This is a genomic window from Streptomyces sp. XY431, from assembly GCF_001279805.1.
Taxonomy (GTDB): Bacteria; Actinomycetota; Actinomycetes; order Streptomycetales; family Streptomycetaceae; genus Kitasatospora; species Kitasatospora purpeofusca.
Window position 1 is genome coordinate 1 of record NZ_LGDO01000088.1, and the last position, 16,736, is coordinate 16,736.

Here is a 16,736-nt window from a genome sequence, read left to right on the forward strand (position 1 = left end):
GGGCGGACCGGGGGCGGGTGGGGCGGCGTCCGGCCCGGGCGTCCGGTCTTTCCTCGGGCCGCTCGACCGCCCCGTCGCCGGACCGATCAGGGTGGTCGGGGCGGTCGGCGGCGAGGTTCGGACTGCGGAAGAACTGCTCCGTCAGTGGGAGCCCCTGCTCCACGCCGGTGCGCAGCACGAGGGCCGTCCGGATGTCGCGCTGTTCGGGGCGGCCACGGCCGGCGAGGTCGGCGACGGTCCAGGCGACCCGCAACACCCGGTCCAGGCCCCGGGCGGTCAGCAGGCCCCGCTCCAGCTGGCGCGCGGCGTCGTTCAGCGCGCCCGGCGCCAGCTGCCAGCGGGTGCGCAACTCGTGTCCGGGGACCTCGGCGTTGGTCCGCCACGGTGTGCCCGCGAGCCGGGCCGCCGCGCGCTCCCGCGCCGCGAGTACCCGGGCGGCGACGACCTCGGTGGTCTCGGCCGAGGTGTCGCGCTGCATCAGCTCGGCCCTGGTCACCGGGGCGACCTGGACCTGGAGGTCGACCCGGTCGAGCAGCGGGCCGGACAGCCTGCCCTGGTAGCGGCTGACCATGGCAGGCGTGCACTCGCACCCCTCGCCCCGCCGCGAGTGGCGCCCGCACGGACAGGGGTTGGCTGCCAGGCAGAGCAGGAAGCGGGCGGGCAGTCGGAGCGATCCGGCGGACCGCGCGATCACCACCTCGCCGGCTTCGAGCGGTTGGCGCAGCGCGTCCAGGACCCGGACGGGGAACTCGGGCGCCTCGTCGAGGAACAGGACCCCACGGTGGGCCAGCGAGACCGCACCCGGTCTCGGCAGACCGCTGCCGCCGCCGACGATGGCGGGCATGGTGGTCGAGTGGTGCGGGGAGCAGTAGGGCGCGTGGTCGATCAGCGGCCGACCGGCGGGGAGCAGCCCCGCGACGGAGTGGACCGCGGTGACCTCCAGCGCTTCCTTCTGGGTCAGCCTCGGCAGCAGCGCCGGCAGCCGCTCCGCCAGCATTGTCTTGCCCGCGCCCGGCGGGCCCTTGAGGTAGAGGTGGTGGCCGCCGGCGGCGGCGATCTCCAGAGCCCGGCGGGCCTCGTACTGTCCGGCCACATCGGCGAGGTCCATCCGGGCGGCCGCCTCGTCGGGCAGGCCGCGCACCCCGGCGCTGGGGAGCATGAGGCCAGCCATCAGCGGGTCGGGGCGCCCGACGAGCCGGTCGGGGGGCTCCTCCGGCTCGGGGGCTCCGGTGAGCACGGCGATCAGCTGGCGCAGGCTGCGCACGCCGATGACGCTCACTCCGGGGACCAGCGCGGCCTCGGCGGCCGTCTGATCGGCGACCACCACCCGCTCGTAGCCGGCGTCGGCGGCCGCCAGCACCGACGGGAGCACCCCGCGGACCGGGCGCACCCGCCCGTCCAGGCCCAGCTCCCCGATGAGCAACAGGTCGGCGATCGCGGAGGGGTCGAGCCGTTCGGCCGCGGCCAGTACGGCGCAGGCGACGGCGAGGTCGAAGCCGCTGCCGCTCTTGGGCACCGATGCCGGGCTCAGCCCGACGGTCAGTTTGCGCTGCGGCCAGGCCTCGCCGCTGTTCACGACCGCAGCGCGGACCCGGTCGCGGGCCTCGGAGAGCGCCTTGTCGGGCAGGCCGACCAGGGTGAACGCCGCCACCCCGGGCTCCAGGTCGGCCTGGACCTCGACAATCACCCCGTCGACCCCGATCAGGGCCACGGAACACGTCCGGGCGAAGGCCATCTAGACCACCCCCCGCAGGTGGTCGACCGTGGCCGCGCCTCGGACCCGGTTGATGACGGCGACGAGGTCGATCCGGACGCCGCCCGGCGGAACGGGTGCCCACGGCGGGTCGGTGGAGCCGGGCCGGTACTCGGGGCCCGCCAACCGGGCGAAGTGGCCGGGCCAGCGCTCGGACATCCAGCGCTCGGCCAGGCGGCGCAGCCGGTCCGCCTTGGTGGGGTCGATGGCCTCGCTGGGCTGCTGGAAGCTCCGCTCGGAGCGGGTCTTGACCTCGCAGACCGCCACCGTGTCGCCGTCGAGGGCGACGATGTCCAGCTCGCCCTCCACGCACCGCCAGTTGCGGTCGAGGATGCGCAGCCCCTCCTCGGCGAGCCGACGGGCGGCCACGCGTTCGCCGTAGCGGCCGAGGCCGGTGTTGCTGAGCCTCCCCGGTCCGGCCCCGCCGGGCGGGGGCAGGGCCGTTACGGGCGGGGCGGGCTCGGCCGGGGCGGATGCGGGCGCGACGGAGCCCGGGTCGGCCTGCGGGAGCGGGCCTCCCGCCGGGGCGCGTGCCGCCCGTCGGCGTGGCTGCCCGTCCCGCCGGGCCTTCGCGGTCTGCTGGCGCGTGGCGCGCTCGATGTCCTGCACGGTGACCACCTCCGACGGGGAGGCTGCCGTGCGATCCGGAAGCGGACCAGAGGGTTGTTATTTCCTGTGGAAAACCCGGGCCTGTGGATAACTCCTGTCACCCACGGGAGTGAGAATTCCGGAATATCCGAAATTCCCCTGGACATCCGGGGACCGGGCGGTCCAACGTCAGTTCCCGAAGCCGGACTCGTCCGAGGGCAGCTCCAGATCGCTCTTCGCGAGTTCCTCGATGTTCACGTCCTTGAAGGTCAGCACCCGGACCTTGCGGACGAACCGGGCCGGCCGGTACATGTCCCAGACCCACGCATCCGCCATCGACACCTCGAAGAAGACCTCGCCCTGTACCGAGTGCACCTGCAGCTCGTAGTCATTGGTGAGGTAGAACCGTCGCTCGGTCTCGATCACGTACTTGAACAGGCCGACGACGTCCCGGTACTCCCGGTAGAGCTTGAGCTCCATCTCGGTCTCGTACTTTTCGAGATCTTCGGCACTCATCCAGGCGTCCCCTCAACTTGTCACGTCCACCCATTGTGGACCACCGCACTCACCCTCAGAGCCGTACCGGGGCGACCGGCGGCCCCTCGGTCAACAGCCGCTCCAGAAAGTCCACCAGTCCGACCGGATAGACCGTCTCGGAAGTGGACCGCAATTCCTCGACCGTCCACCAGCGCGCCGCGAGCAACTGGGCGTGTTCGTCCTCGCCCATGCCCGAGTGGTCCAGCACCGTCCGCGTCGTCCGGGCCAGGTGGAACCACTGTTCCTGCTCGAAGCGCTGCCCCCGATAGGAGAACGAAGCATTGCCGTACGCGACCACCGGTCCCAGCTCCACGCCGCGCAACCCGGTCTCCTCCACGAGCTCCCGCTCGGCAGCGTCCCGGACGTCCTCCCCCGGCTCGAGTCCCCCACCGGGGGTGAACCACCAGGTGACGCCGGGCGTCGCCGGGTCCGAGCCGTGGAAGAGCAGCAGTCGGTCCTGCCCGTCGAGCAGCAGGATCCGCGAGGCCCTGCGCCGCTGTGCCGCCATGACGAGCCTCCACGCTCCCTCCGTCCGCCCCGGTCGTTCCCCCGATCCTGCCACCCGGCGTGGTCGTCCGGGGCGAGGTTCGGCAGAGCGGTCCCGGCGCGGGCGGCACCGGCCTGGGTCAGGCGGCGCGGCGACGGCGGCGCACCAGGCCCGCCGCACCGCCCACCGCCGAGGTCACGACGATCGTCGCCGCGCCTACAACGCTCGCCCAGAACGCGGGCTCCAGCGGCCCCGGGCCCGCCGACCGGTGTCCGTCGATCGCCTCGAACGCCGAGGTGCCGCTCAGCAGCGCCATCCGGCCGAACGGCAGCACGGTGGCCTCCACCCTAGCCTGCACCTCGGTGGCCGGGACGGTCCCGCCGTCCGTCTCCAGGTGCACCCGGGAATCGAGCGAGCCGAGCCGGTTGTCACCGAGCAGGAAAAGCCGGCCCGGCGGCACCTCCACGTTGAAAGAGGCGCCCTGGGCACCGGTCCCGGCGAGGTAGGGCTCGTCGACCGGCCTGCCGTTCACGGTCAGCCGCCGGTCATCCTCGCCGACCGCGACGGTGTCCCCGCCGACCGCGACGACGCGCTTGACCATGAGCTCGCCGCCCCAGGCCTGGTCGCGGAAGACGACCACGTCGCCCCGCCCGACGTCCGAGCCGTCGGACTTCCTGGCCAGGACGGTGTCCTGGGCCTGGAGGGTGGGCGCCATCGAGGCGGTGGGAATGCTGTAGGGCCGGTAGCTCACGGCGATCACCGCGAAGCCGCCGACCAGCAGGACCAGTCCGAGGCCGAGCAGTACGCCCTGGACCACGGCCGCGGGTCCGCGCCGACGGCGGGCGGCGGGCAGCGGATTGTCCGTCGCGCGTTCCACGACACTGCTCATCGATACCGTCCAACCCCTGACCGACCCGGAAACGCCCACAGCGCCGTGCCGGGACCATGGGCGGAAAACCCGGCGGGCCGTGGCACGTCCGAGCAGATTACTCGTCGGTACCACGGCCCGCGCAAGACCCGGGCGCCCCCGGTCGTCGTCAGGACCGGTCGTCGCGGTCCGTCCCGTTCCACCGCCGGCGGACCAGCGGGAGCAGTGCGACGGCGCCCACGGCACCGGCCGCGGCCGGAACCGCGGGCAGGGCCGCCGCCGCCAGTCCCTTCTGGTCGAAGGTGTCCGGCACCGGCAGCGTCGACCAGCGGTTGATCGGCCAGGCCACCACGAAGGCACGCCCGATCACATCGTCCACCGGGACGGTGCCGCCACCCGGCTGGTCCATGTGGAAGCGCGAGTCGAGCGAGTCCGCGCGGTGGTCGCCCATCACCCAGATCCGACCGTCCGGCACCTTCACCGGACCGAAGGGCTTGGTCCCGCAGGGGGTGTTGCCGGGGTAGACGTAGGGCTCGTCGAGCGCGATCCCGTTGACCTTCACCGGGCCCTCGCCCTCGCACTCGACGGTGTCCCCGCCGACCGCGATGACGCGCTTGATGAGGTCCTTCTCGTTGTCGGAGGGCATCAGGCCGACGAAGCTCAGCACATTCTGGACGCCCCGGACGAAGGAGTTGCTGCTCTCGTTGGTGGGCTCGTCCGCCAGCCAGCCGCCCGGGTCGTGGAACACCACGACCTCGCCACGCTCCGGCTCAGCACCGAACCACGGGGTGAGCTTGTCCACCAGGACCCGGTCACCGACCTGGAGCGTGTTCTGCATCGACTCCGACGGAATGGAGAACGCCTGGACGAAGAACGTCTTGATCACGAGCGCCAGCACGAGAGCGATGCCGATGAGGATCGGCAGTTCCTTCCAGAACGACCGCGGCTTGCGCTCCTTCCGATCCGGCTGCTCCTCGGTACCGCCCGCCGGCTCCACGTTGTCCGGGGTGGGCTTCGAGGCGTCGTCCGTGCCGTCGCCGTGTTCGTTCGCGGACTGGGCCGCCGCATCCTCGGCCGAGGCCGAAGGCACCGCGGCCTCCGCGGACCGGGCCGCCCGACCGCCGGAGCCCTCAGGCTCTCCGGCGCCCGAGCGGGCGCCGATCACCAAATCCCCCACAACGTCTCCTCCCTGCTGTGCGGACGCCTGCGCGTCCGCGCTCACAGTGCCGCACAGCGGGCACCACGTTCCACGATTGGCCGCGCCCGCCGGAACCGCCCCCTGCGGGGGTGTCCGACACCGGCACAGCCCTCGGGCGCGGCTCGTCGCAACGGCCGCACCCAGCACTTCTCTATCACTCCCGGACATCCGGCTCGCGGTCCCACGCGCGCGTTCCGACCGTCCACCGGCCCGGCCGGGCCTACAGCCTGGGTCGTCCCACCCGGCGGCCGACGAGCGGAAGGATGCCCAACACACCCATAACGAGCGGAGGTTCCTCAGGGATCGGGTCAACACCCACCGCGTTCCGCGCAGTTCCGGGGTCCGTCGGACCCCGCGCCACCGAGGAGAGTGAAACCGGCACATCAAGTTGATGAACCCGGCCGACCGGCCAGGCGATCATGAACGCCCGCCCCAGCACCCCGCTCACCGGAATCGTGCCCTGACCCGGATTGCCCATGTGGAAACGGGAGTCGGCAGAGACGTCCCGGTGGTCGCCCATCACCCAGAGCCGCCCCTGCGGCACCTTCACCTTGAACGGCTGCCGCGACGGCGGGTTGCCCGACGCGAGGTAGGGCTCGTCCAGCGGCTTGCCGTTGAGAAGGATCCTGCCCTGCTCGTCGCAGCATTCGACGGTGTCGCCGCCGACCCCGATCACCCGCTTGATGAGGTCCTGCTCGCTGTCGGAGGGCAGCAGGCCGACGAAGGTCAGCACCTGTTTGGCCCCGCGCAGGAGCACACCGTCCGTCGACGCCCCGTGCTGGTTCTCCAGCCAGCCGCCCGGGTCCTTGAACACGACGACCTCGCCGCGCTCCGGCTCGGCCCCGAACCAGGGAGTGAACTTGTCGACCAGAACCCGGTCCCCGATCAGGATCGTCTGCTCCATCGATCCCGAGGGGATGACGAAGACCTGCACCAGAAAGGTCTTCATCACCAGCGCGACGATCAGCGCGACCACGATGATCAGCGGAATCTCCCGCAGATGGGAGCGCCTGCGGCGACGGGCCGCCCTACGGGCGGTGCGGCGGCGCTCGGCACGGCCGCGCACCACCGGGGCCTCGGCCGCTCCGGCAGGATCCACCGATCCGGTGGCCTCCTCGGGCCCGACCTCCGTCCCGGGGCCGGCTTCCGACCTGGGCGCGCCCGCCATCCCGGACCTGCTGGCCGTCCCGGAGCCGGTACCGGCCGAGGACTCGGAGCCGGCGGCCGGGCGGTCGGCGAGCCGCCCCCTACCCCTGCTCCCCATGGCCGCCCGTCCCTTCTGCAGCGGCGTAGGCGTCAGGCCGGTCCAGGTCGGCCCAGTGTCCGACCGGGTAGACCACCCAGGCGGCCCGCCCGATCACCTTGGACTCCGGGACGAAGCCGCCCCCCGGTTCGCCGAGGTGGTCGCGGGAGTCGCGGGAGGCACCACGGTGGTCGCCCATCACCCAGAGCTTGCCGGGCGGCACCACCACGTCGAAAGCCACATTCGACGGCTCGTCCCCCGGGAAGAGGTGGCCGGACTCGTCGACCGGCACACCGTTGACGGTGATCGGGTGACCAGGTCCGGCGCTGGTGACGCGGTCGCCGCCGATGCCGACGACCCGCTTCACGTAGACGGAGTCACCGGCCGGGAGCAGTCCGATCTCCCGGCCGAAGGAGCGCAGCGAGGTCCCGAGGCCGACGGGTTCGAGGGGCTTGCGCAGAAAGGAGCCGGTGCCGTCGAAGACGACAACGTCGCCGCGACGCGGGTGGCCGCCGAAGGCGTAGGAGAGCTTGTTCACGATCAGGCGGTCACCCGGGCGCAGGGTGTTCTCCATCGATCCGGAGGGCACCGAGAACGGGCGCGCCACGAAAGCGTTCACCAGCAGCAGTACGAACAGGCAGACACCGGTGAGCAGCAACAGCTCGCGCGAGCGCGAGCGCCCGCCCTCCCCCGGGACGTCGTCCGAGGCGGCCGCATCCTCCACGCCGTCCACGCCGTCCACATCGTCCGAGGTATTCGAAGTGTCCGACGGACCCGCGGCGCCCGAGCCGTCCTGCGTCCCCCGGTCGACCGCCCCTCCCGCCTCGGGCGCTGCCCCGGCGGCGGGCGCGGAAACGACCGCGGACCGCGTCGGCGAGTCCGCACCGGTGGGTGCGGGACAGCCGTCGCGGTCCGCGGGTGGTTCGTGCGTGCTCATCGGGGGCTGAGCCTACCGTGCGGCAGCCCGGCCCCCCAGAGCGATCCCGATCCCCCGACAGTGCCGGGGGGCGGTGGATCAGCGGTCGCGCTTCTCCTTGATCTTCGCGGCCTTGCCGCGGAGGTCACGCAGGTAGTACAGCTTGGCGCGGCGAACCGCACCGCGGGTCACGACCTCGATCTTCTCGACGATCGGGGTGTGCACCGGGAAGGTGCGCTCGACACCGACGTTGAAGCTGACCTTGCGAACGGTGAAGGTCTCACCGATGCCGGCGCCGTGACGGCGGATGACGACGCCCTGGAAGACCTGGACACGGGAGCGGTTGCCCTCGATGACCCGGACGTGAACCTTCAGGGTGTCACCGGCGCGGAAGGCCGGAATGTCGCTACGCAGCGAGGCCGCGTCGACAGCAGCGAGCTTGTTGCTCATGTTGCTCTCCATCGCAGGCGCCACGGGCCGCCCACGGAAGTCGTCACAAATGGGGTTCGCTGCGGGCCGCACCGGTTACCGACGAGCCCCCCGTGGCGGGGGCGACGGACCACGTGACCCCTACGGGAGGAGTCCAGCGACAGACAGCAGCGGCCTATTCTTCCACACCATCGGCCACGGGCCGAAATCGGCCGAGGTGCTCGTCCCAGGCCAGGCCGAGCAGGCTGAGCGCCTCGCGGTCCTTCTTGTCGAAGTCCGCGTGCCGCCAGCGCGCCACCAGGTCCGCCCGGTTCGCCAGCGTGCGGGCGAAGGCCTGCTCGCGGCGCCAGCGGGCGATCCGGCCGTGGTTTCCGCTCAGCAGGATGTCCGGCACGGTGCGACCGCGCCACTCGGCGGGCTTGGTGTAGACGGGGCCCTCCAGCAGGTCAGCCATCGCGCCGGGCGCGAAGGAGTCGTCCCGGTGGGACTCGGCGTTGCCGAGCACGCCGGGCAGCAGCCGGGCGATCGCCTCGACCATGACCAGCACCGCGACCTCGCCGCCGGCCAGCACATAGTCGCCGATCGATGCCTCGACCACCGGCATCCGGGTGGCCGCCTCCTCGATGACCCGCCGGTCGATGCCCTCGTACCGGGCCGGGGTGAACGCCAGCCAGGGCCGGCCGGCCAGTTCCTGCGCGAGTTCCTGGGTGAACGGGCGGCCGCTGGGGGTGGGCACCACCAGGGTCGGCACCTCGCCCTCCGGACCCTGGCCGAGCACCGCGTCCAGGGCTTCGCCCCACGGCTCGGGCTTCATCACCATGCCGGGGCCGCCGCCGTACGGGCTGTCGTCGACGGTCCGGTGCACGTCATGGGTCCAGCCCCGCAGGTCGTGGACGTGCACGTCGAGCTGGCCGCGGGCGCGGGCCTTGCCGACCAGCGAGATGTTCAGCGGCTCCAGGTACTCGGGGAAGATCGACACGACATCGATCCGCATCCCGTCCCGCACGGATGCCCTCACCGAGGACTCCCCGGACTCCCCCGCGTCCGCCGTCACGTCCGCCGCGCCTTCCTCGGTGCTCACCGCGACTCCTCCGCGTCACCGGCGTCGGCCGCGCCACCGGCATCGGCGTCGTCACCGGCCGCATCACCAGCGGCGACCTCGGCCTGCCCCAGGTCGATCAGCCCGACCGGCGGGTCGATCACCGCACGCTGGTTCTCCAGGTCGATGGTCGGCACGATCCGGCTGACGAAGGGCACCAGCGCCTCCGTACCGTCCGCCTTCCGCACCGTGAGCAGGTCCTGGTACGGCAGGTGGACCACCTCGGTGAGCTCACCGACCAGAGTGCCGTCGAGCAGGACCACGTCCAGACCGATCAGCTGGTGGTCGTAGTACTCCTCCGGGTCGTCCGGACGCTCCTCCGGGTCCACCTCGGCGATCAGGAGCGTGCCCCGCAGCTCCTCGGCGGCGTTGCGGTCCTTGACGCCGGCGAACCGCAGCAGCAGCCGCCCGCTGTGGACCTTGCCGGACTCGACGGTCAGCGGACCTTTCGAGGCGGGGTCGGTGAACAGGACGGCACCGGGCCCGAGCCGGAGCTCGGGCTCGTCGGTGCGGACCTCGACGCTGACGTCCCCCTTGATGCCGTGGGCGCGGCCGATCTTGCCGACGACGAGCTGCACGGTGATCGTTCTCCTGGATGAGTGCTACGGAGTAGCGGAGTTACGGAATTGCCGCGGGAACGGCGAAAGCCGGCCGGGACGACATGCGTCCCGGCCGGCCTCGAAACCCTGACGGCTGAACGAGCAGCCGGATCAGCGAATGCTGTCCACGTCGACCAGGTCGACCCGGACGTTGCGACCACCGAGGGCGCCGACGACCGTGCGCAGAGCACGAGCCGTACGACCGCCCCGGCCGATCACCTTGCCGAGGTCATCGGGGTGCACCCGCACCTCGATGGTGTTGCCCCGACGCAGGTTGCGCGAGCGCACCTGCACCTCGTCGGGGTGCTCGACAATGCCCTTCACCAAGTGGTCGAGGGCATCCTCGATCACGCTCAGGCCTCGGCGTCGGCGTCGGCCTCAGCCTTGTCCGACTTCTTGGCCTTCGGGGTGATGGCGACACCGGTGGTGGCGTCCTCGAAGCCGGCGACGGCCTTCGCGAACAGGTGCGAGAAGTCCTCGACCTTCGGCTCGGCAACCAGCAGCGGCGCCGGGGCCGGCAGGCCCTTGAACTTCTGCCAGTCGCCGGTCAGCTTCAGGATCGCGAGCACGGGCTCGGTCGGCTGGGCGCCGACGGACAGCCAGTACTGGGCGCGGTCGCTGTCGACCTCGATCTTCGAGGGGTTGTAGGTCGGCTGGTAGAGGCCGATCTCCTCGATCGCACGGCCGTCACGCTTGGTGCGGGCGTCGGCGACGATGATGCGGTAGTGCGGGGAGCGAATCTTGCCGAGACGCTTCAGCTTGATCTTGACTGCCACGGGAGTGGATTCTCCTGGTGTTGACGTGGGTGAGCGGCCCTGCCCTCGCGTGGGGTTGCGTGGTGGGCCGTTCAAGGGACACGCCAGCCGTAGGAGAGAGGGGTCCTGCCCGGCTGCCGGGTACTCAGCTGTCCATTCTGCCACAAGGGCGCCCTACCCCCGAAAACAGGTCGACCGGGAGCCCCCGCTCCCGGTCAGCCCAACACGTGCGCCTTCGCGGCACACCTCCCTGGCGGATCACGGTGGACCGCCTCCGGACCACCGGCCGACTTTCGGCCGATCACCCGCGGACATCCGCAGACCCCCTGCGGATCCCCTACGGCCACCGTTCGTCGCTACGGCCGGACCACTGCCCGCACAGTCGCCGGCCGGCTCTCTTGTTCCCCGGACCCCAGGTCTCCCCGAGGGGTCTCCCCGAGCCCGGAACTTCCCGGAACCTCTCAGAACTACGCGAACCACGCGACCCGGATCACACGACCCGAGCTGCGCAACCCGCACTGCACCACTCGCGTGACGCGACCCGCGTTACGCGATCTTGAACGGCTGCTGGCACGCGCCGCAGACGATGGACGCCTGGGCGAGCACCGAGGGAACGACCCGGACGTTGCGCCCGCAGCCGCAGACCGCCTTCACCCGGACGCCGCCCCCGGAGGAGCCGTGCCGGGCCGCCGGCCCGCGGAAGGCGCGTGAGGCACCCTCGCCAGCCACCGCCTCCTGGTGTGCGCCGAGGGCGCGGTCCAGGCGCTCGATGGTCTCGGCGTACCGCTCGCGGGTCTCCTTGAGCATGGTCACCTGGGAGAAGCCGCTACTGGCGTGCGGTTCGACCGGGTGCGCCAGGCCCAGCTCGGAGGCCAGGAGCAGGAAGCGCCGGTTGTGGTAGCGGCCGGCGCGCGAGGTGTCCCGGATGTCCCGGGCCGCGGCCAGACCGTGGGCAGCCTCGTGGAGCAGCCGTTCGAAACCGAGCCGGGTGCCACAGGCCGAGGAGGACTCTCCGATCAGCGCCTCGGGCGAGGCGAGGTCGGGGAGGTCCTGGTGGTAGGCCTGGATGTCACTCCAGGCGGCGGCCAGTTCGGCCGCGAGAACGAGGGGCTGTGTCGTGCTCACGCTAGACCAACGATGGAGTAGGAGCTGATGTTCCGCGTGTTCCCGTTCCCCGGGATTTCCCAGGAAACTCTCAGGAATGTGCGACCTCGCGCGAAATGCGCGTTCCGGATCTGACGCAAGACCAACCCCCTACAGGTTCGGGCCCCGTCGAGCTCGACGGGCGCCTCGTCAATTCCGCCCGGAGGCGGGCTGTCGCCCCCAGGACGTACGGCCCGTGGTCCTGTCGAGTTGACAGGGCCACGGGCCGTACACCGTACCGCTATTCCGTTAATACCGGCAGTTGACCGACCAGTAGGGATGTCGACAGGTGAGACACCCGTGGAACAACACCGCTCATCGGACGTTCGAATTTCCTGTCGGCCAGGTCGAGAACCGTCAGAACGCGTCGCCGGGCATCGTTTTACGGCAACATCCTTCGCGCACGGGAAGCCACCACGGAAGCCACCACAGAGGCTGCCACGGAACCCCGCGGACGCTGCCGCGGAAGCCACCGAACGGTCAGTAGGCGCGCGCGACGATCGCGATGTTGCCGTCCTGGTCGTCCGTCTGCGGCACCGAGCCGTCGGCGGCCACGATGCAGCGCACCGAAACACCCTGCTCGGCCAGCTTGGCCTCGCCCTCCGGGCCGAGCTCGGCCCAGGAGATCCGGCCCCAGCCGGTGGCGGCGGCCTCGACGGCCTCGTCGAGGTTGGTCACGTCCACCGTGCGGGACTCGCGGCGCTCGCGCGACTGACGCAGCAGCAGGGCCTGGTCCTCGTCCAGGATGCCCGGGAGGATCGCCACCAGCGAGTCGATCGAGACCGGCTCCTTGCCCCCCGGGATCCGGCGGGCCAGCATGGCCGTGCCGTTCTCCAGGTCGCGCGGGCCGACCTCGATCCGCAGCGGAACGCCCTTCAGCTCCCAGTCGACCGCGCGGCGGCCGAACGGGGTGTCGGTGCGGTCGTCGACGACCACGCGGATGCCGGCGGCCTCCAGCGCGGCACCGATCTCACGGACCTTGGCGATCACCGCGTCGTCGCCCTTGATGGCGAGCACGACGGCCTGGACGGCGGCGAGCCGCGGCGGGACGCGCAGACCGTTGTCGTCGCCGTGGGACATGATCAGGCCGCCGACCATGCGGGTCGAGACACCCCAGGAGGTCTGCCAGACGTACTCGCGCTCGGCACCCTGCAGCTGGTAGGTGGTGTTGAACGCCTTGGCGAAGTTCTGGCCCAGCTCGTGGCTGGTGCCCATCTGCAGCGCCTTGCCGTCGCCCATCATGCCCTCGAGGGTGAGGGTGTTGATGGCGCCCGCGAAGCGCTCCTTGGCGGTCTTGCGGCCGAGCACGACGTCGATGCCGAGCACGTTGGTCATGAAGTCGCCGTAGACCTGGGTGTGGATCATCGAGGCGTAGTCACGCGCGTCCTCGTAGGTGGCGTGGGCCGTGTGGCCCTCCTGCCAGAGGAACTCGGTGGTGCGCAGGAAGACCCGCGGACGCAGCTCCCAACGGACCACGTTGGCCCACTGGTTGATCAGCAGGGGCAGGTCCCGGTGGCTCTGCACCCACTTCGAGAAGTACTCGTTGATGATGGTCTCGGAGGTCGGCCGGACGACGACCGGCTCGTCCAGCTGCTTGCCGCCGCCGTGCGTGACCACCGCGAGCTCGGGGGCGAAGCCCTCGACGTGCTCGGCTTCCTTGGTCAGGTAGGACTGCGGGATGAACATGGGGAAGTAGGCGTTCTGGGCACCGGCCTTCTTGATCCTGGCGTCCATCTCCTGCTGCATCCGCTCCCACAGGCCGTAGCCGTACGGTCGGATGACCATGGTGCCGCGCACCGGACCGTTGTCGGCCAGCTCGGCCTTGTTGATGAGGTCCTGGTACCAGCGCGGGAAGTCTTCCGCCTGGGGGGTGAGAACGGGTGCCTTAGCCATGGGCGAATCGTACGGGGAGCGGGCCCCCGACTTCGAATCCGTTACGGGCCGCCGTCCGGGACCCGTCCTCGTGTCCCGCACCGGGGCGCACGCCCCCGACCCGCGCGCACCACCCCGCACCCCTCTGGACGCCGCGCCCGAGCCGCTGTTCGCTGGAGTGGGGCGGGACGTCGAGGGGGGTTCGGAGCAGCACGTCTGAGGACCGGATGGGAGGCCGCGATGGCTTCAGCTGGGGTGATCGGTACGACCGCAGGACCCGTCGGCGCCGGGCAGGACAACGCCCGGGCCCGGGACTGGGCGGAGATCCAGGAACGGATGCTGGTGCCGCTCTACGAGGCCGTCCACGACCGGCTGGAGGTGGGTCCGGCGACCAGCGTGCTGGGCCTGGGCTGCCGCTCCGGTCTCGCCCTGCTGCTGGCCGCCGGACGGGGCGCCCAGGTGGCCGGTCTGGAGCGGGACGGCGAGCTGCGCGCGCTCGCCGGCGGACGCGGTCTGCGGGTCGGCGCGGGCCACCGGCCGACCGGGGATGTCGCCCGCTCGGCCTATTCGCTGGTCACCGTTTTCGAGCAACCGCCACCGGCGGGCGAACCGCGCCGGACGGTCGCGGCGGCGGCCCGGCTGGCACTGCCCGGCGGACACGTGGTGCTGGCCGCCTGGGGGCCCAGGGAGCGCTGCGAGAGCGCGGCCGTCCTGGACGTCGCCCGGCGGATGGCCCGGCGCAGCGGCGCGCGCGACCCGTTCGAGCTGAGCCCGCCCGGGGCGCTGGAGGACCTGCTCGCCGGAACCGGCCTGCGCCCGGCCGGCGGCGGGCGGGTCGGCTGCCCGTTCGCCTACCCGGACCTGGACAGCGCCGTGCGCGGGCTGCTCTCCACCGGGCTGTACGACGCGGCGGCGGAGTTCTCCGGGGCGCCGCTGGTCGCGAAGGAGCTGGAGGAGGCGCTGCAGCCGTACCTGCGGCCGGACGGGACGGTGCGGATGGCGAATGTCTTCCGCTACCTGATCGCCGAACGCCCCCGCTGACGGCGGCCCCGCCGCACCTGGTTAGTCGCGACGCCGGAACCAGCTACACCCCGCGGAGCCCCCGCAGCCCGCGCCGACCGAAGCGCGGCAACGACGGAGGGGCGCGCGTCACCCTGACGCACGCCCCTCCATCCGGAAACGGGGACGGGGACGCGGGCCCGCTCGGCCCGGCTCCGCTCAGGCCTGGTCGAGCGTCTTCCGGGGCACCCCCGCCGCCCGGTAGGCCGCCTCCTCGTCCAGCGTCTCGGCCTCCAGCAGCGCCGCCGCCAACGCGTCCAGCCTGGCCCGCTGCTCGGTCAGCAGCCGCACCGCTTCGTCGTAGCACTCCGCGACGATCCGCCGGGCCTCCTCGTCCACCGCGTCCAGCGTGGTCGGCGCGGCGGAGAGCCCGTACGCCCCCTGCGGATCGGACGGCACGGCGGTGAGCCGGCCGACCCGCTCGCTCATGCCCCACCGGCCGGCCATGCCGCGGGCGATGTTGGTGACCTGCTCCAGGTCGCTCTCCGCCCCGGTGGTGATGACCCCGTAGACCACCTGCTCGGCAGCCATCCCGCCGAGCGCGCCGATGATCCGGCCGCGCAGGTAGGGCTCGGTGTAGGAGTACCGGTCGGTCTCCGGGGTGGACAGGGTGACCCCGAGGGCGCGGCCGCGCGGCACGATGGTGATCCTGCGCACCGGGTCCGCGCCCGGCTGGAGCATGCCGAGCAGGGCGTGGCCGCTCTCGTGGTACGCCGTCCGCTCGCGTTCGGCCTGCGGCATCACCAGCGGCCGGACGGCTCCCAGCTGGACCTTCTCCAGCGCGTCCGAGAGGTCGCGCTCGTTCACCGCGTCCTGGCGGCGCTTGACCGCCAGCAGCGCGGCCTCGTTGACCAGGTTGGCCAGTTCGGCGCCGGTCATGCCGGGGGTCACCTTGGCCAGCTGGTTGAGGTCGGCGTCCCCGGTCAGCGGGACGTGCCGGGAGTGGATCCGCAGGATGGCCGCGCGGCCGTCGCGGTCCGGCGGGCTGACGGTGATCCGCCGGTCGAAGCGGCCGGGGCGCAGCAGGGCCGGGTCGAGCACGTCCGCCCGGTTGGTGGCGGCGATGACGATGACGCCCTCGGATCCGCTGAAGCCGTCCATCTCGGTGAGGATCTGGTTGAGCGTCTGCTCGCGCTCGTCGTGGCCGCCCATCCCGCCGCCGCTGCCGCGCTGCCGGCCGATGGTGTCGATCTCGTCGATGAAGACGATCGCCGGGGCGACCTTGCGGGCCTCGGCGAAGAGTTCGCGCACCCGGCTGGCGCCGACGCCGACGATCATCTCGATGAACTCGGAGGCGGAGGCCGAGAAGAACGGCACGTCCGCCTCACCCGCGACGGCCCGGGCCAGCAGCGTCTTGCCGGTGCCGGGCGGGCCGCTGAGCAGGACGCCGCGCGGCATCTTGGCGCCGAGCCGGCGGTAGTGCTGCGGGTTCTTCAGGAAGTCGACCACCTCGCTGAGTTCGGCCTCGACCTCGTCGATGCCGGCCACGTCGGCGAAGGTGGTGCGGCGGCCGGCCTCGGCGGTGACCGGCTTGGGCGGGGCCTTGCGGCCGAGCGCACCGCCACCGATGCCGCCGGCCATCCGGCGGGCGAGCAGCACCCAGACCAGGATCAGCAGCAGCATCGGGGCCAGTGAGATCAGCAGGTTGGCGAGGAAGCTGCGCTGCTGGACGACCGGCTCCGCGGTGACCTCGACGCCCTGCTGCTGGAGGGTGGTCCAGAGGTTGTCCCCGGCGAAGACCGGCCGCTGGGTGTCGAACTCGGTGTACGTGCCCTTGCCGCCGTCCGGCTTCGGCTCGGCGTTCTTGAGGGTGCCCTCGATCGAGTCGCCCTTGGAGTAGATCTTGGTGATGTTGCCCTTGTTCAGCTGGTTGTTGAACTCGGTGTAGGAGATCGTGGTGGCGCCGCCGGGGCCGAAGAAGGAGAGCAGCAGATCGCTGATCAGGAACACCACGAGCGCGGTCAGGACGAGGCCCATCCAGCCGCCGGGCATCCTGCGGCGCGGGGGCGGCGGGGGTGGGGCCCCTTCTGAACGCCACGGCTGGTCGGGGGTCTGGCGCGGCGGAACGGGATCAGTCACCCATCGGACAATACGGACATCTGCTCAACGCCTCCAACCGCAACGCCGCTCCCCGCCCGCTCCCCCTCGGACCCGCCCGCGCCGCCCCGCGCCGCACCAAGCCCCCAGCCC

General features: G+C 72.0%; 17 protein-coding genes. 1 reads left to right on the top strand and 16 read right to left on the bottom strand.

What is annotated here, in order from left to right:
• From ADK60_RS12145 to proS, 15 genes are all read right to left on the bottom strand, one after another.
• Positions 1-1,735, bottom strand: a 1,735-nt coding sequence (locus ADK60_RS12145) for a YifB family Mg chelatase-like AAA ATPase (RefSeq protein WP_107094588.1), incomplete at its 3' end; no start/stop codon positions are given.
• Positions 1,736-2,191 carry a YraN family protein gene (locus ADK60_RS12150; RefSeq protein ID WP_045941301.1) on the bottom strand — a complete coding sequence of 152 codons (456 nt, stop codon included), beginning with the start codon at positions 2,189-2,191 and terminating at the stop codon, positions 1,736-1,738.
• A gap of 339 nt (positions 2,192-2,530) precedes the next feature.
• Positions 2,531-2,857: a DUF2469 domain-containing protein gene (locus ADK60_RS12155; protein ID WP_030056781.1), complete on the bottom strand. Its 327-nt coding sequence runs from the start codon at positions 2,855-2,857 to the stop codon at positions 2,531-2,533.
• A 55-nt stretch (positions 2,858-2,912) separates the two neighbouring features.
• Complete coding sequence (locus tag ADK60_RS12160; protein ID WP_045941282.1) at positions 2,913-3,386, bottom strand: NUDIX hydrolase; 474 nt, start codon at positions 3,384-3,386, stop codon at positions 2,913-2,915.
• A gap of 118 nt (positions 3,387-3,504) precedes the next feature.
• Positions 3,505-4,254, bottom strand: a complete 750-nt coding sequence (gene lepB / locus ADK60_RS12165; RefSeq protein WP_053645581.1) for a signal peptidase I — start codon at positions 4,252-4,254, stop codon at positions 3,505-3,507.
• Positions 4,255-4,402: 148 nt separating this feature from the next.
• Positions 4,403-5,410, bottom strand: coding sequence for a signal peptidase I (lepB, locus tag ADK60_RS12170; protein ID WP_234371048.1), 1,008 nt, complete (start codon positions 5,408-5,410; stop codon positions 4,403-4,405).
• Positions 5,411-5,651: 241 nt separating this feature from the next.
• Positions 5,652-6,530 carry a signal peptidase I gene (gene lepB, locus ADK60_RS12175; RefSeq protein WP_234371049.1) on the bottom strand — a complete coding sequence of 293 codons (879 nt, stop codon included), beginning with the start codon at positions 6,528-6,530 and terminating at the stop codon, positions 5,652-5,654.
• Positions 6,531-6,678: 148 nt separating this feature from the next.
• Entirely contained in the window at positions 6,679-7,407 is a 729-nt protein-coding gene (gene lepB / locus ADK60_RS12180; RefSeq protein WP_353651743.1) for a signal peptidase I, read from the bottom strand.
• A gap of 282 nt (positions 7,408-7,689) precedes the next feature.
• Entirely contained in the window at positions 7,690-8,040 is a 351-nt protein-coding gene (gene rplS, locus ADK60_RS12185; RefSeq protein ID WP_030396741.1) for a 50S ribosomal protein L19, read from the bottom strand.
• Positions 8,041-8,194: 154 nt separating this feature from the next.
• A complete protein-coding gene (trmD, locus tag ADK60_RS12190) occupies positions 8,195-9,013 on the bottom strand; it encodes a tRNA (guanosine(37)-N1)-methyltransferase TrmD (protein ID WP_045941278.1) in 819 nt (272 codons plus the stop codon).
• Between the two features lie 83 nt (positions 9,014-9,096).
• Positions 9,097-9,696 carry a ribosome maturation factor RimM gene (gene rimM / locus ADK60_RS12195; protein ID WP_053645587.1) on the bottom strand — a complete coding sequence of 200 codons (600 nt, stop codon included), beginning with the start codon at positions 9,694-9,696 and terminating at the stop codon, positions 9,097-9,099.
• A 132-nt stretch (positions 9,697-9,828) separates the two neighbouring features.
• Positions 9,829-10,068 carry an RNA-binding protein gene (locus ADK60_RS12200; RefSeq protein WP_030306741.1) on the bottom strand — a complete coding sequence of 80 codons (240 nt, stop codon included), beginning with the start codon at positions 10,066-10,068 and terminating at the stop codon, positions 9,829-9,831.
• 2 nt (positions 10,069-10,070) lie between these two features.
• Positions 10,071-10,493 (bottom strand): 30S ribosomal protein S16, encoded by a 423-nt coding sequence (gene rpsP / locus ADK60_RS12205; protein ID WP_030396738.1) that lies wholly within the window; start codon positions 10,491-10,493, stop codon positions 10,071-10,073.
• A 525-nt stretch (positions 10,494-11,018) separates the two neighbouring features.
• Positions 11,019-11,597 carry a hypothetical protein gene (locus ADK60_RS12210; protein WP_030306744.1) on the bottom strand — a complete coding sequence of 193 codons (579 nt, stop codon included), beginning with the start codon at positions 11,595-11,597 and terminating at the stop codon, positions 11,019-11,021.
• Between the two features lie 498 nt (positions 11,598-12,095).
• Positions 12,096-13,508 carry a proline--tRNA ligase gene (gene proS, locus ADK60_RS12215; RefSeq protein WP_045941274.1) on the bottom strand — a complete coding sequence of 471 codons (1,413 nt, stop codon included), beginning with the start codon at positions 13,506-13,508 and terminating at the stop codon, positions 12,096-12,098.
• 219 nt (positions 13,509-13,727) lie between these two features.
• On the opposite strand from proS, the gene ADK60_RS12220 reads away from it, so the two are divergent.
• Positions 13,728-14,528: a class I SAM-dependent methyltransferase gene (locus ADK60_RS12220; RefSeq protein ID WP_053645588.1), complete on the top strand. Its 801-nt coding sequence runs from the start codon at positions 13,728-13,730 to the stop codon at positions 14,526-14,528.
• A gap of 177 nt (positions 14,529-14,705) precedes the next feature.
• Here ADK60_RS12220 and ftsH read toward each other — a convergent pair whose 3' ends face one another.
• On the bottom strand, positions 14,706-16,625 hold the full coding sequence (gene ftsH, locus ADK60_RS12225) for an ATP-dependent zinc metalloprotease FtsH (RefSeq protein WP_053645590.1): 1,920 nt from the start codon (positions 16,623-16,625) through the stop codon (positions 14,706-14,708).
• Positions 16,626-16,736 lie beyond the last annotated feature (111 nt).